This is a genomic window from Singulisphaera rosea (assembly GCF_054877945.1).
Genome location: NZ_JBTYIP020000013.1, coordinates 203,689 through 225,381, shown reverse-complemented (window position 1 = coordinate 225,381; position 21,693 = coordinate 203,689). Strand labels below are relative to the sequence as shown.

Here is a 21,693-nt window from a genome sequence, read left to right as displayed (position 1 = left end):
TGAGAAGAAAACGGGTTTCAGGAGAGACACTCATGCCGAAGCCACAGGTTCGGCTGCGAGCAGGCCGGCGAGCAAGTCGTCGATCTGCTTGTTGTCGATCAGCCACTGGATGACGGCGTGAACGGATTGGGGATAGGGGTGCAACGTCACGTGGGGGAGCCTCGCGAGCCGGAAGGCGTGGAGGGCGTCGAGGTTGCCGGAGACGCCGTCGTCGATACCGGGATGGGTGCCGAAGAGGACGTGGAGGTCCCCTCGGTAGTCGAGGGCCTTGCCAAGCTCGACGAGGTCGGAATAGCCCGACTTCGGCGGGTCGTCCCGCAACTGTTGCATCACCGGCAGGAACCGACGGTCTCCGTAGCGCTCCGCCTCGGCCGGGTCGAGGTGGGACAAAGGGCCGAAGGCGACGATCCGGTCGGCGTTCAGGAGCATGCCGAAGAGGACCGCCGCATAACCCCCCATCGACTGGCCGATCGTTATCACCTCGCTCGGGCCGATCGAGCGGACGAGGCCGCGGAGGGTCGCCGCGACCTCGTCCACGTGCGTCCCGAGCCCGGGGACGCCCCGGTGATACCAGGAGTTGACGACGTCTCGTATCAAGATACGGTTGAACCGCAGTCCGATACGATCCTCGAGCTTCTTGGTCCGCCCGAAGAAGTCGAAGATGGGGGGGTTGGTCCAGTCGACGAACCCGAAGCTGATGATGAGGGGCCGCCCGGGGATGACGCGGTCGATCAGGCACCCCACGTCCTTGTTCGACCTCGCGGCGTCCAGGGCGGCGTTCGTCAACTCGGGGACGCCCGAGAGCCCTTCGGCGCCCAGCGCGATTCGCTGCATTGGCATCCCCCCCGCCGGCGGCCGAGTGGACGGAGCAACCGGTCGGCACGACCCGACCGGCTCGCCCTTCGGCTTAGACGCCGTGGTAGGTCGTGTAGAAGCTGGAGAAATCGTTGTCGAAGGCGAAGTTGGTGAACGACATGGTCACCGAAATCTCGAGCCCCTCGACGAAGTGCAGGCAGCCGATGGGGAGGAAGAGAATGTCGCCGGGCCCGATGATGCACTCGAGGATCTGCGGCTGGTCGAGCGGCGGGTGGGGCATCGGCGTGAGGTTGCGCCCGTCGACGGCCGAGAAAACATGCAGATAGTTATGCATCAACGGCATGTCCCACGACGGCGCGATCTTGACCCGCTTGCGGCCGATCACCTGGGCCATGAAGTTGTTGGTGAGGTCGTGGTGGAACGGGGTAATCGTGCCGGCGGGGCCGAACCAGAAGAAGCCGGCCGTCTTGTCGCGCCCGTCGAGGTACTCGGGGAGCGGCGCGATGTCGTCCCAGAGCTCCGGCAGGGCGGTCTTGTTCTTCGAGTTGTTGTTGGCCGTCAGGTAGAAGTCGTTGGTGACTCCGGCATTGCGAACCTGGTTGACGAAGTCGGCGAACAGCATCCGGCTGAGGTATTTCTCGCGCTCGATCTCGTAGTTCGCGCCCGCGTTGCGGCCGAACTGCACTTCGACCTCGCGGTCGCCGAACTTGGTCTCGAAGTAGTCGAGGCCCCACTTCTGCAACGCGGGCCAATCCTCCATCATGCCGGTGATGATCACGGGGCGGTTGGTGCTGTAATACTCGTCGAGGAACTCCTGGCGCGAGAGCTTATGCCTGCGCTCGATCTCGCCCGAGTTGGGGTGGAGACGGTTGAGCTTCCGATACGTCGCGAGCAACCAATCTCGCTTGGTCAGGCGGTTCCGGAGCCGCTCGGCACCCCTGAGATAAGGGCTCCGCAGGGCCAGATCGACCTCGGCGGCGGCGTGCTGGGGGGCGAATCCCTGCGCGACCATGGCCTTCGCGATGTTGTCGGGCGTGCCGCCGAGAATCAGGTTCTCGGCGATCCAGCGGCGCCAATCGTCGTCCACCTGGCGGCCGGGGGCCGGATCCGCGGCCGGGACCGGGGCGGGATCCTGTCCCGGGCGGGTTGCGGCGTTGGCCAGGCGCACTGGGTTCGGCATCGTTTCCGGACTCCCCTGGGGTTGGGCTGCGGTCTGGATGGCGGCCCGGAGGGGGGCGGCCTGGCCTTCCACGTGTCGGTTCGGGGAGGCGGATGATGTCGACGTCGCGACCGCCTCGCCCGAGCCCGATCGGTACTGGATCTTCGGCGGCTTGACCTTCGTCATGTGGTCGCGGATCGTCTGCTGGCCTGACATGTCTCGGCCCTGGAAATAGTCCTTCTGCCAGCCGTCCGGCTTGACCTCGCCCTTCGCCTTCTGCTCATGGAACCGCGTCCGGGAGACGTTCCACTCGTGGTAGGCGCGGTTCATTTCGGGGTCGTCGACCAACTTCTGGTAGGTGACCGAGGCCGTCTCGAGGTCCGCGCAGACGTTGCTGACCAGCGGGATCGCCTGGAAGAGCGGCTCGCCCACTTCGAACCTCACCGGCACGTTCGGTGCCGTGAGCTTCCAGTTCATCGTGAACGACATGGTCATCCAGTCGCTCTCGATCAGCGCGGTGAGCGGGTAGGCGTTGGGTCGGAAGTAGTTCGCCGGGCCGCAGATCAAGAGACGCGAGCCTTGCGGCTTGGTCCGGAAGAGGAACGGCGTGTTCCAGGTGATGATCCCCTCGCCGAACTGGCTGTTGATCCAGCTCTTCCAGAGGTCGCCCGCGGCGTCGAATCGGAAGTCGATGGACCCCGGCTGGTTCTGCCCTCGCCAGACCGCCGTGAAGCCGACCGGGTTCCGGATCCACCAACCCGTTTGATTCGCGATCGTCAGCGGGAGGCAGCGATACGCGTAACGATTCGGCGTGGCATCCATCCAGTCCCGCTGCCACTCCGCCCAGCCCCATTCCCACCCGGTGCCGTCCGTCCGGTGACTCTTCAGCACGTTGTCGTCAACAATTTGATAAATGTCGACTTCAAGCTGCGGTCGTTCCATACCCTACTCCACGGAAACGGCGTCGAATGGAGTCGACCGAGGAAAGATGGGGCGATTGGGGCCCCTCGCATCGACGGCGTCCCGACTCATCGCCAACAGCCCGATTCAGATGGGGACGAAGCCCGCCGACCGGCCCACGGGAGACCGCGGCGAGACGACCCCCCGCGAGACCTCGCAAGCCTTGGGACGCCTCTATCATGCCCCGAGGCCTCGGCGCAAACAAGCGTCGTTTCTCGAGGGCTTCGCCCCGTTCCTGCAAAGACATCGTTGACACGATCGCTCCCACCCGGGGTCGTGCTCCATTCTTGAGACCCCCCAATCGGGCGTCGAACGGGTTCTCCGTTCCGGGGGAATCCTTCTTCGATCGCGCCAACCTCTCTAGGGGTGACCGGTGGATGGCGGCCACCCCCAGAGACGCAACCCGGCGCTCTCGGGACCACAGATTGCGCGTTGCCGAAGTCGCTAATTCAAAATCGGGTTCGTGGGAGTTGGCGTAGGCGTCGGTGTTGGTGTTGGTGTCGGAGTGGGCGTCGGTGTTGGTGTTGGTGTCGGAGTTGGCGTCGGAGTGGGCGTAGGAGTCGGAGTGGGCGTCGGAGTCGGCGTGGGCGTCGGAGTCGGAGTCGGAGTGGGCGTCGGAGTCGGAGTCGGAGTTGGCGTCGGAGTCGGAGTCGGAGTCGGAGTCGGAGTCGGAGTCGGAGTCGGAGTCGGAGTCGGAGTGGGCGTCGGAGTCGGAGTCGGAGTCGGAGTCGGAGTCGGAGTCGGAGTCGGAGTCGGAGTCGGAGTGGGCGTCGGAGTCGGAGTCGGTGTTGGTGTCGGAGTGGGCGTCGGAGTCGGAGTCGGAGTCGGAGTGGGCGTCGGAGTCGGCGTGGGCGTCGGAGTCGGAGTCGGTGTTGGTGTCGGAGTGGGCGTCGGAGTCGGAGTCGGAGTCGGAGTCGGCGTCGGAGTGGGCGTCGGAGTCGGTGTTGGTGTCGGAGTGGGCGTCGGAGTGGGCGTCGGAGTCGGAGTCGGTGTTGGTGTCGGAGTGGGCGTCGGAGTCGGAGTGGGCGTAGGAGTCGGAGTCGGAGTCGGAGTCGGAGTCGGAGTCGGAGTGGGCGTCGGTGTCGGTGTCGGTGTCGGAGTGGGCGTCGGTGTTGGTGTCGGAGTCGGAGTCGGTGTCGGTGTCGGTGTCGGTGTCGGTGTCGGAGTGGGCGTAGGAGTGGGCGTCGGTGTTGGTGTTGGTGTTGGTGTTGGTGTCGGAGTGGGCGTAGGAGTGGGCGTCGGTGTTGGTGTTGGTGTCGGAGTCGGAGTCGGTGTCGGTGTCGGAGTCGGAGTCGGAGTCGGAGTCGGAGTCGGAGTCGGAGTCGGAGTCGGAGTCGGAGTCGGAGTCGGAGTGGGCGTCGGAGTCGGTGCTGGGGTTGGGGTCGGTGCTGGGGTTGGTGTCGTGGGGGTCTGGCCGCGCTCGGGCGAGTTCAGGAATGCGCGGACAACGCGTGCTCGGCTCTCGCCGGCGCGGATCCGGTGGGTCCAGAATGCGGCACCGTCGGGATCGGGCTGCCGATTCAGGATGGTGACGTACAGCGAATCCACGAAGGCTCGCGTGTTCGCCAGGGAGGCGCGCCGGGCTTCGGCGTGTACCTGGCCCGCGGCGCGGATCTCCGGTTGGTTGGCTCGGGCGATTTCAAGGGGAGTCGGGTGTGAAACCAGTTTTTCCGTCCCCGGGCCGGACATCAAGGTCCGGTCCTCGAGCCCTGAAATTGCAGGGGCGCTCTTCCGGAGTGGGCGGCGAAGGCTGCCGAAGCCCGCGTCGCGTAAGGCTTTCTTCAGTTTGCGAAACATGATGCGTCGCCTCCTCTACTGGACTTCCGCCTTCGACAGAAATGCGGCCAACCCTTCCGAAACGCGTCGGAATGCTTAGCTGGCTTGACTATTTTGCCTGGATGAATTTCGCGACAAACTTTAAGCAATTGCCATGCCTTTGCACGTTCCCTTCAACGTTTATGGGTTATGGTGATCGCGGGAGGTTCGATCCGGCGAGAATCCATCAGTCGCGGCAATCCGGGCCGAGCCTGAAGATTTCACCGTGGATGCCGTGTGGAACGGCACTTGGCCTACGACCTGAGGGACGATGACCGTCGTCGAAACGGTATATTCTTCAGGGAGTTCCATCATTCAGGCGGGGACCCCAGGCATCGGGCCGTTACGAGGGGCGACTGCAATGGCCTTCCCGGGCGGGGCGTAGTCAGGTGTCGAAGTGCGGCGCGAATCTCGGGTTGCTTTGCGTGATGATAGTAATTTTCAAATATTCAAATAATCCGAAAATCTCAAGATTTGAGATCGGGAGGATGAGTCGGAATGCGCGAAGCGCATTGCCCAGCCTGGCGCAGCAAGGGTGCGTTTAAGCCACATCGGCGAAATCCATCGGCCCAATTCCTTGATACGATCCTAAGCACCCGGCTTTAGGATCCCCGGTCAGGCCTCGGCTCGTCCAATCCTTACAATGCGACCGCCTTCCGTCGGCTCCGCCTCCAGAGGATGACCCCGAAAGCAAGGAGGATAATGGGGATGCCGAGGATCGAGAGCTCCGCGATTTCATAAGGCAACCTCAGCCCCTGCACGTACACGTCGATCGAAGATTTCGTGGGGAGGCTGGACTCGGGGCCCGGAGTGTAGCCGGCCCAGAAGTCTGGATTGGTATCGGGGTGGAGACCTTCCTTCAATCGGCCCGTCATGAAGGCGATGCGCTCGGCGTGCCAGGTGTCTGCCTCGTCTCGGAGTTTCGCAAACATGGGCTCGAGGGCCTTCTCATCGTCCACGTGGCGTGGTTTGGGGAGTAAGGCCGTCAGAGCGATCCCCCTTGGCGCATCGGGGAGCATCGAGTTCTTGCCTGCGACGATCAACTCGCGGCATCGTAGCCAGGCGAAATAGGCGAGATAGTTCCGGCCCGCGCCCATGCCCTTCTCGAAGCCGAGGGTGTCGTACTGGAGCGCAACGCAGAGGGCATAGTAGACGTCGACGCTTTCCCAGGCGTTGCCCAGAACAATCAAGCCCGCCAGCCCTCGCACGGCCTTGTCGGCCTCTGTGGGATCGACGGCTTTGCCGGCCTCCTTGGGCTCCGCTGGCTCGCCATAGGGTGACGCGACCCAGCCGAGGAGGTTGGGGAGGGCGTCCAAGCCCGCCACCTTGGGCGGGTTGATGATCCACTCGAGGGCCCGCAACTGGTACGTCTCGCGGCCGAAGTGTGCGTTCGGGTTGATCTCGAGGGCCTTGGCGATGTGGTCGCGGGCCGCCTTCACCTCGTCGATCTTCGCGCGGTCGGCCCCCTGCCTCACCCAGCGGTGGACGAGGAACGTGCCGAGGTTCGCGTGGTAGCGGTATCGCTGCTCCTTCGCTTCGGGTTGGGCGGCGTCGAGCGTCTCGAGCCTTGCCCACTTCTTCTCCATCCAGGCGATCGCCTCATCGCCGCGACCGAGGCGGTCGCAGGCGACGCCCGCGTCGTCGTAGGCCGAGAAATCTTCGGGGTGGCTTTGGAGGTGGGCCGAGACTCGTGTCAGACGCATCTCGTAGAAGAGCGGCGGGTTCCTCTCGAATCGGCCCGTCAGCACGTTGACGACCTCGGGAAGCCCTCGGCTCTCTTCTTCCGGGGTATCCCGGTCCCACAGGCAGGCGACGATCGACGCAGGGATGCCGAGGACCAAGCCCAGGGCCAGGAACCAACCGAGGACGGGCGATCTACTCATGCTCGAGGCTCCCCGGCGATGATCGGTCCTGGAGCTCGCCCGACACGGCCGTCGCGAGGTTTGACGAATCGACCGGCCGACGACGAGACGCTCCTGCCGGTTGAATGTATTTAAAGGTTTGGGACTTGTCGAGACGGTCGACCGAAGCACCTCAATCCCCGTAGGGCAAAGGCTTCACCCGTGCGTCGATCCGACGGCTCGGGGATTGAAAAGCCAGGGTCTCTTTTCTACGCTTTGAGGTGGATCGGCCCGGTCTGTGCTCCCCCACGGCCACCGACACATTGCCCGTTCGTCGACCCACCCCGACGTCGAGAGGTGGTGTCTCACGCAACCTATCCCTGGCCGTCTCGGCTGCCGTCTCGGTGTACGTCATTGGTCCTCGACCTTGCAGGACTTTGAAGCCTACGGCTATACTCAACTAAACAGGTCGACTTAGTCGTGTTAAAGGCTTGAGGGGGATGATTGCCCCGACCCACCCTCAACGAACCGCGAGTCTCCGCGATGCCAGATCCCTCGAAGCTTGACAACGCCGCGACCTCTGGAGTTGGGGTGCGGTCCGGCCGAGCGGGCGAGGAAGGGTTGATCCACCCCGATGCCGATTGGGGAGTGAGGGATCCTCTTTCGTCAGATCGGGGCGGAGATCGTTCGGACTCGGGGACATGGGACCCGGCACTGGCCGGCTTCGTCGAAGGGCTCACGAGGAGGATCCAGGGGGGTGAAGCGGTCGACGTGGAGGCGCTCGTTGCGGAGCAACCCGCCTGGGCCGAGGTGATCCGAGGCCTCTTGCCGGCCTTGCAGAGCCTTGCTGCACTCGGTCGAGTAGGTGAGGCCGCCGGGGAAGGTCCGGAGTCCATCGCGTCGGCCGGGCGGGTCTTCGGCGACTTCCGGATCATCCGCGAGGTTGGCCGAGGGGGCATGGGGATCGTTTACGAGGCCGAGCAGGTCACCCTGACGCGCCGGGTTGCGTTGAAGGTGCTGCCCCTGGCCGCCGCGATGGACCCGAGGGCGCTCCAGCGGTTCCAACTCGAGGCGCAGGTCGCCGGATGGTTGCAGCATCCTCGGATCGTGCCGGTGCACGCCGTGGGCCTGGTCGACGACGTCCCCTACTACGCGATGCCGTTCATCGAGGGGGGGAGCCTCGCCGACCTGATCGGCGAGCTCCGAGGCCTGGTCGACGGCGGCGACCTTGAAGCCGAAGCGCCGGCTTCCGCCGTCAAGGCCGACTCTCTGGCGGCGGGCGTCTTGTCGGGCCGATTCGCCCCGCCTCGCGGCGAGTCGGACAGCGGCCGACATCACACCGGCCACGTCTCCTCGGCCGAGAAGATGGAGTCGCCAAGCCTGTCGATCGGGACGCGGGCTTATATTCGCACGGTCGCGCGGCTGGGCATCCAGGCGGCCGAGGCGCTCGGGTATGCGCATGACCACGGGGTCATCCACCGCGACGTCAAGCCGGCCAACCTCCTGCTGGATCGTCGAGGAGACCTCTGGGTCGCGGACTTCGGCATGGCCGACGTGCAAGGAGACGCGGGCGTGACCGTGACCGGAGACCTGCCCGGGACCCTCCGCTACATGAGCCCCGAGCAGGCCCTCGGCCGTCGTGCGCTGGTCGACCGCCGGACGGATGTCTATTCGCTGGGCGCGACGCTCTACGAGCTGCTGACCTTGCGACCGGCGGTCGCGGGGGCCGACCGCCAGGAGATCCTCCGCCGGGTCGTGGAGGGAGAGCCGGCGTCGATCCGGAGGCGGAACCCGGCGGTCCCCGTGGACCTGGCGACGATCGTGACGAAGGCGACCGCGAAGGACCCGACAGGCCGCTACGAGACGGCCCGGCAGTTGGCCGACGACCTCGGCCGGTTCCTCGAAGGGCGGCCGATCGCGGCGAGGCCCGTGGGCCCGGCGTCGCGCGCCTGGCGTTGGTGCCGCCGCAAGCCGCTCCAGGCCTCGCTGGCGTCGTCGTTGGTCGTCGCCCTGGTCGTCGGATTCGCCGGGATCACCTGGAACTGGCGCGAGGCCGTGCGGCAGCGGAAAAAAGCCCGCACCCAGGCCGCCCGGGCCGATGCGATCAATCGATTCTTGATTCACAAGCTGTTGATCCAGGCCGAGCCCGCGAATAACCCGGCCGCGAGCCGGGTCACCCTGCTCGAAGTCCTCGACCGCGCCGCGGCGGAGGTCGGATCGTCGTTCGCGGACCAGCCGGAGATCGAGGCCGCGATCCGGATTGCGATCGGCCGGACGTATCACGGCCTGGGCGAATACGCGAAGAGCGAGGGGCACTACCGGGCGGCCTACCGGATCCTCGGGCGAAGGCCGGGGGGCCTGGGTCGGGACGGGCTTGAGGCCAAGTCCGAGCTCGGACACCTCCTCTGCCACCTCGGGCGCGTCGACGAGGCCGAACCCCTCCTGCTCGAGGCCGTCGAGGCGACCCGCCGAGACCTCGGGCCGAGCCACGCGGTCTCGCTCGCCTCGGCCGAGTACCTCGCCGACCTCCACAAAGACCGGGGCCGATTCGCGCAGGCCGAGGCCCTGTATCGTCGCTACCTCGACGACGCCCGGAAGGCCCCGAAGCCGGACCAGGACATCATCCTCACCGCGCTCAACAACCTGGGCCTCACACTCCTGAAACGCGACAAGACCGTCGAAGCCGAAGCCCTCTTCCGTCGGCTCGTGGCCGACTCCCGGCGCATCAAAGGGCCGAAGCACCCCGACACCCTCGCCGCGCTCAACAACCTGGCGACTCTCTTCGAGACGCAGAAGAAATACGCCGAGGCCGAGCCGCTCTTCCGCGAGTCCCTGCGCCACAACCGCGAGGTCCTCGGGCCGAAACATCCCGGGACCCTGGCCACCATGTTCAACCTGGCCTACGTCCTGAAAGACCTCGGCCGCCTCGACGAGGCCGAGTCGCTCTTCCGCCAGGACCTCGCGTTGCAACGCGAGAGCCAGGGGCCCGAGCACCCATCCACACTCTTCATGATCAGCAATTTGGCCTCCCTCCTGCGGTCCCGCGGCCGTCTCGACGAGGCCGAGGCCCTGCTCCGCCCCTGCCTCGATGTCCAGCGACGAGTCCTGGGTCCCAGCCACCCCGATACCCTGAAGACGGTCAGCCGCCTCGACGCCGTCGCCAAGGCCCGCGCCACGCCGACTCCACCCGAGCCGATCGTCTCCAAGCGATGATCTCGCCCGCCACGGATGGAACACGGATAATTCAATAATTGAAAGATTCTGAAAATCATAAGCGTTTTAATGTGAAAGACATTTTCAATAATCAAGATTTGGCGATGATCGACCTGCCCACGACCTTGGGCTATCCGATCGTCGCCATCGCCGACCTGCACGGGCAGCACGCGGAGCTTTCCCGTTTGGTCGGTGCGTTGGAGGACGTGCCCGAGTGGCCCGACTGCGCGATCGTCTTCCTCGGCGATTTCGTGGACCGCAACGTTGGGGTGAGGGAGATCATCGACCTCGTGCTGGAGTTGCTCGGTCGGGCTCCCGGCGGTTCGGCGGTGATGGGAAACCACGACCTGGCCCTGGTGAGGGCGGCGAGGCTCGACGACGGCCCGACGTCGCCCTACTGGGTCGCGGGCTATCGGACTCGATACGACCACCATGCAACGTTCGAGAGCTACCTGGGCCGACCGGCGATGACCGGGGGGAGCGCCTGGGATCAGGATCTCAACGCCCTGCGGGATGCGATGCCGGAGGAGCATCGGGCCTTCCTCGCCTCGTTGCCCTGGCTGGTCGAAGCTTCGGGGCATCTGTTCCTGCACAACGGGTTGTCGCCCGAGTTGGGGGCGAGGCCTGAGGAGCAGGTTGAGGAACTCCGGGCTGGGAGGTGGGATCGCAAGCGGCTAAAGCCGATCGCCGGGACGAAGACCGAGGCGCTCTGGGAGGCCGAGTATCCGGTCTGGCTCGGGGCCGACAAGCGGTTGTCCGAATCGCCCCTGCGTTATCCGGGCAAGGTCCAGGTCACGGGGCACGTCCGCGTCGCCGAGCCCGATGTCGACGAGATCCGAATCCGGCTGGATACGTCGGGAGGCTTGGGGAAGCCGACCGCCTGCCTGCTGAGGTCGGCGACGGCCGAGCCGGTGTTCCTGAGGGCGAGGTGAGGGCCGTGGCCGGCCTGTGAAATCCTGCCGATATCCGCCCCGGTTGCCCCGAAGTCGTGTCGGTGCGAGACTTCGCCTACGCCCGGACTACGGGCCAGGGGCCTCGACGAGAGAAAGCTCCGAGCAAAAGCCGGCCCGTCCACCCGATCCGGGGGCATGGCACTGATGCCGTCAGCCGCACTGCATCAGGGTCTCAACCCCGCCAGGCGACGGGCGAGCCGACCGGCGTGCTCCGCCGCTACGAGATCATCCAGCACTCGTTCCAGCTTCCGTGCGAAGCCCTCCTGCGCCACCTCGGCGGCGTCCACGGCCCGGTCGAGCACGCCGGCATCGACCCTCCACCGGGGCTTGGGGTCATACGACTCGTGCGGCTCGCTCAAGACGAGCGAACGGCCCTCGGTCCGGACGGAGAGCCAAGGGTGCCCGATCCACAGCATCCGCCACTCCGGCTCCTGATGTCCCGTGGCGGCCCGCCATTCCGAGAGGTTCCCGAGGTCGGCGCAGCAGGTTGGCTCGACCAGGACCTCGCCCCGTTCGAGGAGAGCCAGGCCGCCCGCCAGGGCTCCGATCTCCTCCACCCCATCCGGCGTCGAGACGTCACTGATCTCCGGGTTGAGGATGCGGACGACCCTGGCCAGCCTGTCCTGGTCGTCCAGTTCGTGAATCGGGACATGCCAGGAGGCGGGCCGAAGCGGAGCCAGGCCAGTGATCCCCGAGTCGGCGAGGCAGTCGAGCCAGTACCGGCCCTGCGCCTCGGGCGAGTTGTCACCGGACTCGTAGGGGCGGGGCCGTCCCTCGGTTGAGAACGTCCACGGCTCCAGTTCGAGCACGGGGACAAGCCGAGGTTGTCTCAGCACGACCAGTTCGCCCATCGTCGATGACTCCGAAACCCCGGTCCGCTGCCCGCTGCCGTTCACCCCCGGCAGGACTTGGGCCAAGTCCTGGCCCGGTCCCGGATGGGTATCACATTGGAGCGAGGAGGCGTCACTCTGGTTCATCTCATCGAGGTGCAGTCGGACTTGGGTGCCCTCAACCCAATCGCCCGATTAAGCAACTGTATGTGATCCCCGAGCATCGAGGTCGGGGAGTTGGGAGTATCCAGGTCGCGGAAATCCTGAGACGGGCAGCCAATGCCGGTTATTATCGATGATACTGGACACACTGATCGAGATCGCCGAGGCAGCCCCTTCCCACGACGGTCTGGTCAGTCGGACGATTCTATGCAGAAGCTTCTCGACGCACCGGATGTGGCCGAGCAAAGAGGAGGAGGTCGCATGGGACACGACGGATTTGCAGAGGATGTGAAGGCCGACCTGGCGGGCTATTTCGAGCATCTGGCCGCTCGCATCGGGCGCCTCGTCGGGATGCTGTCGCATGACCAGCTCTGGTCCAACCCTTTCGGGTTCGGCAACAGCGTCGGCCGGATCGTGGTCCACCTCACCGGCAGCCTGAACCATTTCATCGGGGCGTGAGTCGCCGGTTCGGGATACGTGAGGGACCGGGCCGCCGAGTTTTCTGATCCGTCACGGCCGCCCGCCGAGGAATTGCTGGGCCGTTTCCAGGAGGCCGTCGACATGGTGGTGGCGACGATTCGATCGCAGGGAGAGTCGGGCCTGACGACGCCGGTGACGGATCGTGGCAAGCCGGTGCGGGATCGTCTCGGGCTGTTCCTCGTGTGCGCCGGTCACGTCAGTAACCACCTCGGTCAGATTGTCTACCACGTCCAGGCCCACGGGCACACGCTCGACGAGAAGTCCTGGTGACCCCCGGACACGGCCGCATGGCGACCTTCACGAAGGTCTGCTTCTACTGCGGGGATGAATTCGAGGCGGCCCATCCCCTCGCCAACATCTGCTCGCCCAATTGCCGAGAGAGATCCCGCACGACGAGGATCGATGACGCTCGGGCCGTGTCCATAGGCTCCGGGGATAAGCCCGACCAGAGTGAGCCGAACGCTCCAGAGGGAGACCGGGGGGCCTGCGGCATCGTGATGAGGTGCCCCCGGTGCGGGCGGACTTTCCGGGATGCCACGGAGGCAAGGAAGTATTGCTCCCCGGCCTGCCGCAGGTCCATGCAGCGAAAGAACCGCAAGATGATGATCCGTCGTGCCTACGTCGAGCCCGTCTCGATGGCCGTGCTGAGGCGGCGTGACGAGGACACGTGCCGCATCTGCGGCGGGCCGGTGGACTTCACCAGACTTCCGCCCCACCCGTCTGCGGCGACGATCGATCACGTCATTCCCCTGGCGAAAGGGGGCGAGCATAGTTATGGGAACACGCAGCTCGCCCACTACAAGTGCAATACAGAGAAAGGGGCGGGACCGTCAGGTCACGGCTCCACATCGGCGGCAGCAATCGGGGAACACGTCGGCCATAACGTCGGGCGAGAGCCGTGAAATCCCGACGAAGGTCGGAGAAGATCCCAAGGGTTCAATGGGATCCTGCGTCATCATGCCGATTCCGACGTTCTGGCCACACGACGCCTCAAACAAGTCCCGCCGCCCTTCGTTGAGGTCCCGAGATATGCCAGGTCAACGGGTGAGCGCCGGGCTGCTGATGTATCGGATTGTCGCTGGTGGACTGGAGGTCCTACTGGTCCACCCCGGCGGGCCGTTCTTCGTGAATAAGGACGAGGGGGCCTGGTCGATCCCCAAGGGCGAGGTCGGGCCGGGCGAAGATCTACTGAACGCCGCCGAGCGGGAGTTCGAGGAGGAGCTCGGCACCGCTCCGAGCGGCCCCTTCCTCGCCCTGGGCTCCGTGAAGCAGAAGGGGGGCAAGACCGTCCACGCCTGGGCCTTCGAGGGGGACCTCGACCCGACCGAGATCACCTGCAACAGCGTCTCGATCGAGTGGCCGCCCAGGTCGGGGCGCTGGATGGAGTTCCCCGAAGTCGATCGGGCGGCATTCTTCGGCCCAGAGGAAGCGAGGCGGAAGGTCAACGCCGCCCAGGTGCCCCTGATCGACGAGCTGGAGCGGATCATAATAGGCTCGGCATGACACCGTTGCTCGTGGCCTATGCTCCCCTGGATGTTGGGGCGAGAGATCCTACCCTTCCTTGAACTTCGAGAGAACTGGTCGCCGAAGTGTCACCGAAGAACCTTGGCTCAGGAGCCCCAGATGGATAGGTCATCGTTCGAGTCCGCTGAACCGATCGTCGATGAGCTGGCCGAGCAGGTCCATCAAATCCTGGCGTCCGACCAATTTGCTGCGATCCGAGAAGCATTGGCCCGCCTGAGCGAAAATTTCGGCCCTGATTCCTCCGTAAACTTCAACGTGATCGTTGAGGTCTTCGACCCGAAGCGTAGCCACCCCTTGCCGCTCCTAACGACAGGCTTCTCCACCTCGGGGGGGCAGCCGCCCTACAGAACATGGGGCGATTCTTCGCCTCAAAAATATGTGGTTGGTGGCGATATCCAGGTCGTGCCCCACGACCGTTGTCCCCGGTGTTACGGACCTTGGGATTTCAAATTCAAGCAGCGATCCTGCACCAGTTGTGGTGCGACCTTGGGTGAAAATGTGAAGATGCTCCTTGATACGGATTGCTGTCCGAACTGCGAGGAAGGCAAGGTTTCGATGTCCGCACCAGGATGCACAAAATGTGGCTACCGGGGCGATCCCGGCCTCATAGCCTGGGGGTAGGAATGTCTATCGATCAGTAGATGTTCATAATATTGGAGAAGTGGAATCAGGCGGCTTTGATGTCGGACGTGCCAGCCGGCAAGAGAGAAGGGACGGTGTGACCGCGACGATCCGCTTCAAAACACGAGGTCAAGTAGGCCAGGACGTTACGACCTTGTTGCCGAGTAGTCGCCACCACGGTCAGCATTCGTTCCACGAACCGACTCCCCTGCACGCTCGCCGTCCCGCCACTGATCCGCCGCCAGATCACCGCGTGCCGCCGCGAGCGTTCCGCCGCGTTGTTCGTCGGCTCCACGCCCTTGACCCGAGCGAATGTCCGCAGGCCCTCCTCCAGCTTGAGGATCTCGAAGCAGGTCGCCGCGGTCTTGGCGCACGAACTCCGCGATCCTTCCTCAAGGACCCGCTTGACGTCCCGTCGCAGTCGGCTCATCCGCTCCCGGAACTGGTCCCAGGGCAGGGTCCCATCTCGAACCCGGTGCCAATGCCGGAACAGTCGGTTCGACAAGCCGAGATCCGGCCGTCGAGGCGTTCCCCGATGCCATTCCAGAGGATAGTCCGAGCCTCCAGGGACCGCACCGCCGCATCCTCGGCCGATCGCCATCGGGCTGGATCGTCGCCGCACAGATCTTCAACCAGTCTCTCGGCCATCGGTCCATGCTCGCCGTCGTCCACCTCGATGTGGCGGTCGAGGTAGTAGCGAAACACGGACAAAGCCGTCCGATGCGTCGTCCCCAACTCCGCCACGATGCGGCGGAGGACGCCGGGCAGCAGGCCCTCACGTCCGAAGGTGAAGGCCGAGGCGATGGCGCACGCATCGCCGCCCTCGATCGTCCCGAACGTCTGGCCTACGAAATGCCGCACGGAGTCGGGGAGGCCGACGACCTCGATGGCCGATCGAATGCCTCGCCCGCTGCGGAGCTCCTCGATGAGGCGGTCGATCGGCCCGGTCTCCGCCCCGCACAATTGCATCGCACGGCGGTAGAGTTCGAAGTGGCCGGAAGGTCTGCCCTCCTCGTCCTCGTCGGATTCCTCGCCCAGGACGATTTGGTTGACGAGGCGACAGGCGGCGGGGTTCGCCGGGGGAGTCCAGGGCACGTCCACGCAGCAGACCCGGCGCTGCAACGCTTTGAGCAGCGACATGAAATCCCAGACGGCGAAGACGTGGTGTTCCATGAACCGGCGCAGGCCGTCGATGTCGTCAATCCCGGCGTAGACCGGATGTGCCAGGAGGGCGTCCCGCAGCGGGGCGATGCGGGTTCGGATGCGGTCGATTCGTGGCGAGCTCACGATGCAGTCCGGCGGGCCGTAAAATTAGGAGCGTCCTCGAGCTTGATTGTAGCGGAAGAGGCTCCGCTCGATCAGTCGGCCCTTGGGGATGGGATCAGCCGCCCGCTTCCTGACGCCGCTCGGTATCGTATACCATGACCCGACCGGGTGAGCCGCTTCGCCGTCCGAACCGATATTCCGCACGCACTCGAACGTGGACCGAGATCCGAAGGCCGGCTTCCAGGGCATGATGATCTTGCGAGCCAGTGATGGTTTTTCGCCTTTCTCACAGATTGAGCACGAAGATCGGGGCCGGTACGCTTCCCCATGAGCCTTCGCACGTGCATCCATACGCCGATTGGTCGGGTCATCTCTTCGTCGCCGGTCGGACGCAGTCCATCCTCCTGAGCAACACGAGGTCGCTCGACTCGATCGTCTTTCCCGCCAGGGGGATCACGGACGAGGGCCGGTTCACCGAGCGGGCCTTGTCCGGCCTTCTGGAGTCCATGGAGGGCGACGGACTGGCGGCCCTCCACCTTCGCTTCATCGCCCCGGAGTGCGCTGCGGTCCGCGTCGGCCGGGCGTCCGATCGTGCCGTCACGGGTTCCATGAACGGACTCAACAAGCATGCGACCTCCCTGCTGGCCGAGGAGAAGTCGTCGCCCTTGGACGTCGGGTTACGGCTCAACGAGGTGCTCCTTTCGGCGATTGCGACGAGCCGGTCAGAGAAATACGGCAAGCCACGAGAGGCGTTCAAGGACATGGCGGGCATTCTCGAATCGTGGCGGTCCCCATCACCAGAGGGGGCGTCCCGGCTTCATCGGGCCGACCCTGAACCGGACCATCGCCTATCATTGACATGAAAATAATATTTGTACTAGGTTGTATTTGCAGTCCGCCTCGCTTTATGGCCGCCTCGCCGATCCGGCGAGACGATGCTCCTGCGGGCCGGGTCGATTCGAACCTCGGCCGGTAAGGAAGTACCGGTTCGGAGCAAGGCAGTGGTGATCGGCACCGAACATCGTGTGCCGGGACGAACGGACTGCGACTCGGGAAAGACTCGGGGCGGTATGAGCCGATCTCATAGCCCATCGCCGCCACTTCCGCCTCGCTCGCCCCGTGGAGGGCCTCGCCCTCGACAATCAATCCGGTCGCAGGTCCCGAGGATTTCATCCCCAGTGAATTCGAGACCGATTGGTCCCGGACTCCATGCAGTTCATCATATTGGGCGGCAAGTCCGACCACCGTTCCAGCTTTCGCTTCCACCATTCCAGCGAGCATCAGGTTGATGCCAAGCGGCACACCATCGAGTTGTATGTCGTCCACCAGAACATCGACGATGGCTCGTTGGCGGTCGAACGACGCCTGCTGGGGCGACGGGAGCGACGGCAGCGACAAGAATGGGTTCGGGCCGATCCTCATGCGGATGCGGGATAAACTTCGCCGCTCGCAAGGTAAGGTGATCGGGCCTGGCAAAGCTCAGAGGATTGGTGACTCGGATTTCGCGGACCAAATGTCCAGTAAACGGAGAATTACATCATAGCCCAATCTATGCATAGATCCTATGTTCACGTTTTTCCGACTGGATCTATCATCCGGCATCCCCACCGCGATACAACGAGGCCTTTCCCCTGCCATGCCTCGGAGCGCCCCGTGGATCCTACACTCGAACTCACCCACGAACGGGTCAATGACGTCCCCCTCCTCCTGGGTTTCCTCTGCAAGCTCCGACTCCCCGAGATCCTCGATCGACACCTCACGCCGCATCCGCTCCACCAGGGGCTCTCCAACGGATGGCTCATCACCGCCTGGATCGCCTACATCCTCTCACACGCCGACCACCGCAAGTCCCCCGTCCAAGACTGGGCATTGGAACTCCGCCACACCCTCGAGACCTTCACCGGACAGGCCCTACGGCCCGTCGAATTCAGCGACGATCGCTTGACCTTGCTCCTGAGACGCCTCGCCGACACCGACGCTTGGGCGGCCCTGGAAGCGGATCTCTGGGAATCCCACTGCGACGTCTATGCCCTCCCCGTCGATCGTGTCCGACTCGATGCGACCACCAGCTGCGGATACCACACCGTCACCGACGACGGCCTGATGCAACTCGGGCACAGCAAGGACCATCGTCCCGACCTGGCCCAGTTCAAGCTGATGGCCGCCGTCGCCGAGCCGACCGGGCTGTTCTTGGCCGGCGACATCCATCCCGGCAACGCTGCCGACGATCCCTTGTACCTCCCGTTGTATCGCCGCATCCGTGCCACGCTCGGCCAGACCGGGTTGCTCTATTCCGGCGATTGCAAGATGGCCGCCTTGGAGACTCGCGCCGAGATCGCCGCGAACCAGGACTTCTACCTGACTCGGCTCGCCTTGACGGGGAAGGTCTCGGCTCAGTTCACGGAGTGGGTCGAGGCCGCGGTCGCCGGGGACCGGGCCGCGGAGTTGATCGAGATCCGTCGCGGGGAGGAGTCGGAGGGATTCCTCGGCCGCGGATATGAATTCGAGCGTCCCCAATCCGCCCGAGTGGGGCCGGACGTCCATGAATGGAAGGAGCGAGTGCAAGTGATCCGCTCCGAGTCGTCGGCACAGAGCCAAGCGGCGACGTTGGAGCGAAAGCTGAAGAAGGCGGAGGCGGCGATCCGCGCCCTGACCCCGGCGCCGGGGCCTGGGCGAACCCAGTACACGATCGAAGCGGAATTGGAGAGGGCCGTCGCCGAGGTGTTGGCCGAGCAGGGCGTGGAGGCGCTGTTGACGGTGCAATGGGAACGGCAGGAGACGATCCGAGAGCACTACGTAGGCCCGGGCCGTGGTGGCCCCGGGCGGCTTAAGACGACGGAGTCGACGGTCCGCTATCAGGTGACGTCGGTGACGCGGGACGAGGCGTCGATCGAAGGGCTGGTGATGCGGATGGGCTGGCAGGTGCAGGTGACCAACATGGCGGCCTCTCGGCTGTCGTTGACGGAATCGGTGTTGAGTTACCGGGCGGGGACGTGCGTGGAGCATGCGTTCCACCAATTGAAGGACAAGCCATTGGGGATCCGGCCGCTGTTCGTGCATCGAGACGACCAGATACGGGGCTTGACGCATCTGCTGACGCTGGCGTTGCGGATCCTGACACTGTTCGAGGTGCTGGTGCGTCGGGGCCAGGACCAGGACGGTGTGGACCTGGGCGGCTTGTTCCCGGGTCAGGCGAAGCGGACGACGGATCGACCGACGGCGAGGCGAGTGCTGGAGGCGATCTCCCGGGTCGGAGTGACACTGATCGAGGAGGTCCGCGAAGAAGGGAGCCGTAGGCATCTGACGGCCTTGCCCGTGCTGATCAAGCGGGTGCTGGGTTACCTCGGGCTCTCCGAGGGAGTATACAATCGACTAGTTAATAATTCGGGTTAAGCACGTTTTCAATAAGCGAAAGAAGAGTGGTGAGTCATGTGGTCGGGCTATTCCTCGTGGATCGGCCCCGGACGCCTCCGGAGGTATCGCCGATGTCGACTTTCTCCGAGCGACTAGAGTCTACGTTCGCCACGCTGGCACGGCCTCTGACGCCGGGCGACGGCGAGCCCGAGGCGAACATCGCCGGGGCCGAGGACCGTCTGGGCCTGAAACTGCCCCCTGCCCTGCGTGCCTATTACCGACTGGCGGGCCGCTTCGACCAGTTCAACCGTGCTCACAACCGACTGCTCAGGCCCGAGGAGTGGACTGTCGACGGGGGCAAGCTGGTCTTCCTCGAAGAGAACCAATGCGTGGTCTTCTGGGGCGTCGAGGCGAGCCGATCCCCCGACGACGACCCTCCGGTCTACCAGGGGCCGAACGACCTGGAGCAGCCGACCGAGTGGTATCTTGAGCACGGGACATGCTCGGAGTTCCTGCTGGTGACGCTCCACTTGCAGGCCGTCTGGGGAGGCTACGAGTCCACCGGCGGGTCGGACGTCACGCCCGAAGCCCTGGAGCGGTTCCTGGCCGGCTGGACGGCCTGTGGCCGTGTCAACGAGTTGCAGGCGTTCCACCGAGCGGGCGGGGCCGCCTGCGTGCTCGAAGGCGACGACACATCGCCGTTATATATCGGGGGCTGGACCAAGCGGGACTTCGAGGCGATCGTGGTCGAGCTTGGGGCGGCCGGGATCGAGATCGACCACTTGTGAGACGGGACGGGCCGCTGACAGGTCACGATGTCGGCCCTGAAGATGCTACCGACCGAGGGCCGCACGGATCGCAGCGGCCGTGACCTCCCGGTCGCAGAGGGCTTGGAATTGGGCGCGGTCCAGAAGTCGCTTCGTCCGGCAGGTGATCGTCACCGGGCGGGCCAGGGCGTATGAGGAGTCGTACCAGTCGATATCTGGCTCGACCGCCCGACCTCGGGTGTCCCGCACGGAAACGGCCGGGTGCTCGGCGAAGCCGACTCTGAGGTTCCTCTGCTCGTAGCCGACGATGGCGAGGACGTGGAACTCGTCCTTGCCGGCGTCCTTGAACAGGGGCACCATCATCCGCACGTCCTCGGCCAGGTCGGGGTCGTTGCGGTGCATCGAGGCCCACGACCGGGCCGCCGCCTTGCACGAGAGGAGCCACCGACTGTCAATTCCGGCGTCTTCGGGAGCGAAGCCCAGTTCGTCCCGCACGACGGCCCAGGCCCCGGTGTATCGCTGCTCCATCGTGACCAGTTCGTCGAGAAGCGAAACGCTACCCTCACCTCGAGGCGTCAGCCGGCTCCGGGACAGCAGGACGTCCTCGCCCAGCAGGGCCACCAACCGCTCCCGGACAAAGCGGTACGAGGTCGCTCGGCGGCGGTAGTGCTCGGCCAGGGGCTCGAACGTCAGATGGGGCCGGACAACGAGCGGGCAGCCACCGGCAACGGCCGACTCGACCTGCTTGACGTGGGTCTCTCGGGCCGACCCCAGCAGCGACCGGAACAACTCCTTGAGGTCGTCCCGGTAGTCCTCAGCGAGCCGGAGCTTGCCCGCCTCGGGGGTTCGGTCGGGCAGAATGAGCGGCTCCAGGGAGTGGAGGACGTGATCGTACCAGCCGCTCTCCCCGTCGATCGAGAGGCTGAGTCCTCCGTCCAGGAGTCGGTTGATCAGTTCGCCGATCAGGTCGAAGCCGGGCGGCACGGGGTCGGTCCCCACCAGGCGTTTGAGGAGCACCCCCTCGGGCGTCTCCGAGGCCGGGAAGAGGGCAGGCTCCCGGCCGATATCGTCGCTCGACTTGTGGATCACGCCGGGTCGGACGAGCGGGTTGGTGAGGGCGAGGAGGGCGAGGTGTGACTCGTATGCCTCACGCAACGCCTCGTCGCATCCCATCGCATGGGCGAGGGCCGAGGCGACTTCCGGCGGCAGCGGCTCCTGGAGGGCCTTGCCCTGGCTGTAGAGCCCTGCGAGCCGGGGACTCCACGAGTAGACGCCGAGGGGCACGTCCACCGCCTGACGCGCGCGGAATTCGGCCAGGAAGCGGCCCCGCAGGAGCCGGAGCTTCGTGGGCCAGGTCGCCGGGTCCTCGCCCGCCTCGTCGTCGCCGAGCGATCGGGCGGCGGCGACCAGGCCGATGGCCCCGGCATGCCCTGCGGCGTCGGGCGATCGGTCCCACTCGGCACGGAGGCGGGCCTGCACGTCGGCGAGGAGGGTGGCCCGGCCGAGCAGGCGATCGGTCCCCTCGTCGAGGAGGAACTCCAGGGCCGCCACGATCCCGTCATCGACGGCCTTCGCTTTCTGGGCGAGCACGGTGGCCGAGGCGAACGGGCCGGGATCCGGCATGGCGGCGATGCTCCGGTACAGCGGGGCCTCGAAGCGTTCCTCGGGGTCGAACTCGATGACCTGGATCCCTCCCTCGGCCCGTCGCCTGCCGACCGCCCCCCGTCGGACCTCTCCCCAGGATGTGAACGGGTCCATCTCCAGGTGCAAGGCCTGCGGCCGGCTATCGACGGCGACCCGGAGGCCATTCCAGGTGAAGTATCGGACCGACATGAACTGGCCCCCTCCCAGGATGCGTCGAGGATTCGCCGCCCTGTCGCCTGAGCGCCTTGGCGGTCACCGGCTCGGCTTGCACGCCCCGCCTCCCGAGTG

20 protein-coding genes and 1 pseudogene are annotated in these 21,693 nt (G+C 65.3%); 13 read left to right on the top strand and 8 right to left on the bottom strand.

What is annotated here, in order from left to right:
- Nucleotides 1-30: 30 nt before the first annotated feature.
- Both ACYOEI_RS22115 and ACYOEI_RS22110 read right to left on the bottom strand, forming a co-directional pair.
- The gene (locus ACYOEI_RS22115; RefSeq protein ID WP_462851743.1) at nucleotides 31-834 is read right to left on the bottom strand and encodes a hypothetical protein; all 804 of its coding nucleotides are present in this window, start codon (nucleotides 832-834) and stop codon (nucleotides 31-33) included.
- A gap of 73 nt (nucleotides 835-907) precedes the next feature.
- Nucleotides 908-2,917: a DUF6065 family protein gene (locus ACYOEI_RS22110; protein ID WP_462851742.1), complete on the bottom strand. Its 2,010-nt coding sequence runs from the start codon at nucleotides 2,915-2,917 to the stop codon at nucleotides 908-910.
- 650 nt (nucleotides 2,918-3,567) lie between these two features.
- Here ACYOEI_RS22110 and ACYOEI_RS22105 point away from each other — a divergent pair.
- Nucleotides 3,568-3,966 (top strand): hypothetical protein, encoded by a 399-nt coding sequence (locus ACYOEI_RS22105; RefSeq protein ID WP_462851774.1) that lies wholly within the window; start codon nucleotides 3,568-3,570, stop codon nucleotides 3,964-3,966.
- 400 nt (nucleotides 3,967-4,366) lie between these two features.
- Here ACYOEI_RS22105 and ACYOEI_RS22100 read toward each other — a convergent pair.
- Both ACYOEI_RS22100 and ACYOEI_RS22095 read right to left on the bottom strand, forming a co-directional pair.
- A pseudogene (locus tag ACYOEI_RS22100) lies at nucleotides 4,367-4,624 on the bottom strand (DUF4214 domain-containing protein); the annotation flags it as partial.
- Between the two features lie 764 nt (nucleotides 4,625-5,388).
- Entirely contained in the window at nucleotides 5,389-6,633 is a 1,245-nt protein-coding gene (locus ACYOEI_RS22095; protein WP_462851741.1) for a hypothetical protein, read from the bottom strand.
- A 501-nt stretch (nucleotides 6,634-7,134) separates the two neighbouring features.
- Between ACYOEI_RS22095 and ACYOEI_RS22090 the strand changes: the two genes are divergently transcribed.
- Nucleotides 7,135-9,804 carry a serine/threonine protein kinase gene (locus ACYOEI_RS22090; protein WP_462851740.1) on the top strand — a complete coding sequence of 890 codons (2,670 nt, stop codon included), beginning with the start codon at nucleotides 7,135-7,137 and terminating at the stop codon, nucleotides 9,802-9,804.
- A gap of 104 nt (nucleotides 9,805-9,908) precedes the next feature.
- Nucleotides 9,909-10,736 (top strand): metallophosphoesterase, encoded by an 828-nt coding sequence (locus tag ACYOEI_RS22085; protein WP_462851739.1) that lies wholly within the window; start codon nucleotides 9,909-9,911, stop codon nucleotides 10,734-10,736.
- A 185-nt stretch (nucleotides 10,737-10,921) separates the two neighbouring features.
- Here ACYOEI_RS22085 and ACYOEI_RS22080 read toward each other — a convergent pair whose 3' ends face one another.
- Nucleotides 10,922-11,608: a hypothetical protein gene (locus tag ACYOEI_RS22080; RefSeq protein ID WP_462851738.1), complete on the bottom strand. Its 687-nt coding sequence runs from the start codon at nucleotides 11,606-11,608 to the stop codon at nucleotides 10,922-10,924.
- A 5-nt stretch (nucleotides 11,609-11,613) separates the two neighbouring features.
- On the opposite strand from ACYOEI_RS22080, the gene ACYOEI_RS22075 reads away from it, so the two are divergent.
- From ACYOEI_RS22075 to ACYOEI_RS22050, 6 genes are all read left to right on the top strand, one after another.
- Entirely contained in the window at nucleotides 11,614-11,886 is a 273-nt protein-coding gene (locus ACYOEI_RS22075; RefSeq protein ID WP_462851737.1) for a GNAT family N-acetyltransferase, read from the top strand.
- 124 nt (nucleotides 11,887-12,010) lie between these two features.
- Nucleotides 12,011-12,208: a hypothetical protein gene (locus tag ACYOEI_RS22070; protein WP_462851736.1), complete on the top strand. Its 198-nt coding sequence runs from the start codon at nucleotides 12,011-12,013 to the stop codon at nucleotides 12,206-12,208.
- A gap of 18 nt (nucleotides 12,209-12,226) precedes the next feature.
- On the top strand, nucleotides 12,227-12,499 hold the full coding sequence (locus ACYOEI_RS22065; RefSeq protein WP_462851735.1) for a DinB family protein: 273 nt from the start codon (nucleotides 12,227-12,229) through the stop codon (nucleotides 12,497-12,499).
- Nucleotides 12,500-12,828: 329 nt separating this feature from the next.
- A complete protein-coding gene (locus ACYOEI_RS22060; RefSeq protein ID WP_462851733.1) occupies nucleotides 12,829-13,131 on the top strand; it encodes an HNH endonuclease in 303 nt (100 codons plus the stop codon).
- 127 nt (nucleotides 13,132-13,258) lie between these two features.
- Complete coding sequence (locus ACYOEI_RS22055) at nucleotides 13,259-13,732, top strand: NUDIX hydrolase (RefSeq protein ID WP_462851732.1); 474 nt, start codon at nucleotides 13,259-13,261, stop codon at nucleotides 13,730-13,732.
- A 120-nt stretch (nucleotides 13,733-13,852) separates the two neighbouring features.
- Complete coding sequence (locus ACYOEI_RS22050; RefSeq protein ID WP_462851731.1) at nucleotides 13,853-14,374, top strand: hypothetical protein; 522 nt, start codon at nucleotides 13,853-13,855, stop codon at nucleotides 14,372-14,374.
- Nucleotides 14,375-14,420: 46 nt separating this feature from the next.
- Here ACYOEI_RS22050 and ACYOEI_RS22045 read toward each other — a convergent pair whose 3' ends face one another.
- Both ACYOEI_RS22045 and ACYOEI_RS22040 read right to left on the bottom strand, forming a co-directional pair.
- Nucleotides 14,421-14,879: an IS66 family transposase gene (locus ACYOEI_RS22045; protein ID WP_462851730.1), complete on the bottom strand. Its 459-nt coding sequence runs from the start codon at nucleotides 14,877-14,879 to the stop codon at nucleotides 14,421-14,423.
- The gene (locus tag ACYOEI_RS22040; protein ID WP_462851729.1) at nucleotides 14,801-15,661 is read right to left on the bottom strand and encodes a DUF3050 domain-containing protein; all 861 of its coding nucleotides are present in this window, start codon (nucleotides 15,659-15,661) and stop codon (nucleotides 14,801-14,803) included. The genes ACYOEI_RS22045 and ACYOEI_RS22040 overlap by 79 nt, the downstream gene beginning before the upstream one ends.
- Nucleotides 15,662-15,909: 248 nt before the next feature.
- Here ACYOEI_RS22040 and ACYOEI_RS22035 point away from each other — a divergent pair, with 248 nt between their 5' ends.
- The 4 genes from ACYOEI_RS22035 (at nucleotide 15,910) to ACYOEI_RS22020 (ending at nucleotide 19,782) form a co-directional block, all read left to right on the top strand.
- Nucleotides 15,910-16,503, top strand: a complete 594-nt coding sequence (locus ACYOEI_RS22035; protein WP_462851728.1) for a DUF6933 domain-containing protein — start codon at nucleotides 15,910-15,912, stop codon at nucleotides 16,501-16,503.
- 346 nt (nucleotides 16,504-16,849) lie between these two features.
- Nucleotides 16,850-17,077, top strand: a complete 228-nt coding sequence (locus ACYOEI_RS22030) for a carbonic anhydrase family protein (protein WP_462851727.1) — start codon at nucleotides 16,850-16,852, stop codon at nucleotides 17,075-17,077.
- Between the two features lie 216 nt (nucleotides 17,078-17,293).
- Nucleotides 17,294-19,033, top strand: a complete 1,740-nt coding sequence (locus ACYOEI_RS22025) for an IS1634 family transposase (protein WP_462851726.1) — start codon at nucleotides 17,294-17,296, stop codon at nucleotides 19,031-19,033.
- 92 nt (nucleotides 19,034-19,125) lie between these two features.
- The gene (locus ACYOEI_RS22020; RefSeq protein WP_462851725.1) at nucleotides 19,126-19,782 is read left to right on the top strand and encodes an SMI1/KNR4 family protein; all 657 of its coding nucleotides are present in this window, start codon (nucleotides 19,126-19,128) and stop codon (nucleotides 19,780-19,782) included.
- Between the two features lie 45 nt (nucleotides 19,783-19,827).
- Here the strand turns inward: ACYOEI_RS22020 and ACYOEI_RS22015 are convergent, their stop codons facing one another.
- On the bottom strand, nucleotides 19,828-21,594 hold the full coding sequence (locus ACYOEI_RS22015) for a hypothetical protein (protein WP_462851724.1): 1,767 nt from the start codon (nucleotides 21,592-21,594) through the stop codon (nucleotides 19,828-19,830).
- Nucleotides 21,595-21,693 lie beyond the last annotated feature (99 nt).

What these genes read in the sequence shown, in the direction of transcription:
- ACYOEI_RS22050 (WP_462851731.1), top strand. Translation starts at nt 13,853, where the DNA reads ATGGATAGGTCATCGTTCGAGTCCGCTGAACCGATCGTCGATGAGCTG.
- ACYOEI_RS22085 (WP_462851739.1), top strand. Translation starts at nt 9,909, where the DNA reads ATGATCGACCTGCCCACGACCTTGGGCTATCCGATCGTCGCCATCGCC.
- ACYOEI_RS22030 (WP_462851727.1), top strand. Translation starts at nt 16,850, where the DNA reads ATGCAGTTCATCATATTGGGCGGCAAGTCCGACCACCGTTCCAGCTTT.
- ACYOEI_RS22055 (WP_462851732.1), top strand. Translation starts at nt 13,259, where the DNA reads ATGCCAGGTCAACGGGTGAGCGCCGGGCTGCTGATGTATCGGATTGTC.
- ACYOEI_RS22035 (WP_462851728.1), top strand. Translation starts at nt 15,910, where the DNA reads ATGGTTTTTCGCCTTTCTCACAGATTGAGCACGAAGATCGGGGCCGGT.
- ACYOEI_RS22060 (WP_462851733.1), top strand. Translation starts at nt 12,829, where the DNA reads ATGATGATCCGTCGTGCCTACGTCGAGCCCGTCTCGATGGCCGTGCTG.
- ACYOEI_RS22090 (WP_462851740.1), top strand. Translation starts at nt 7,135, where the DNA reads ATGCCAGATCCCTCGAAGCTTGACAACGCCGCGACCTCTGGAGTTGGG.
- ACYOEI_RS22080 (WP_462851738.1), bottom strand. Translation starts at nt 11,608, where the DNA reads ATGGGCGAACTGGTCGTGCTGAGACAACCTCGGCTTGTCCCCGTGCTC.
- ACYOEI_RS22020 (WP_462851725.1), top strand. Translation starts at nt 19,126, where the DNA reads ATGTCGACTTTCTCCGAGCGACTAGAGTCTACGTTCGCCACGCTGGCA.
- ACYOEI_RS22095 (WP_462851741.1), bottom strand. Translation starts at nt 6,633, where the DNA reads ATGAGTAGATCGCCCGTCCTCGGTTGGTTCCTGGCCCTGGGCTTGGTC.
- ACYOEI_RS22015 (WP_462851724.1), bottom strand. Translation starts at nt 21,594, where the DNA reads ATGTCGGTCCGATACTTCACCTGGAATGGCCTCCGGGTCGCCGTCGAT.
- ACYOEI_RS22075 (WP_462851737.1), top strand. Translation starts at nt 11,614, where the DNA reads ATGACTCCGAAACCCCGGTCCGCTGCCCGCTGCCGTTCACCCCCGGCA.
- ACYOEI_RS22070 (WP_462851736.1), top strand. Translation starts at nt 12,011, where the DNA reads ATGGGACACGACGGATTTGCAGAGGATGTGAAGGCCGACCTGGCGGGC.
- ACYOEI_RS22115 (WP_462851743.1), bottom strand. Translation starts at nt 834, where the DNA reads ATGCAGCGAATCGCGCTGGGCGCCGAAGGGCTCTCGGGCGTCCCCGAG.
- ACYOEI_RS22110 (WP_462851742.1), bottom strand. Translation starts at nt 2,917, where the DNA reads ATGGAACGACCGCAGCTTGAAGTCGACATTTATCAAATTGTTGACGAC.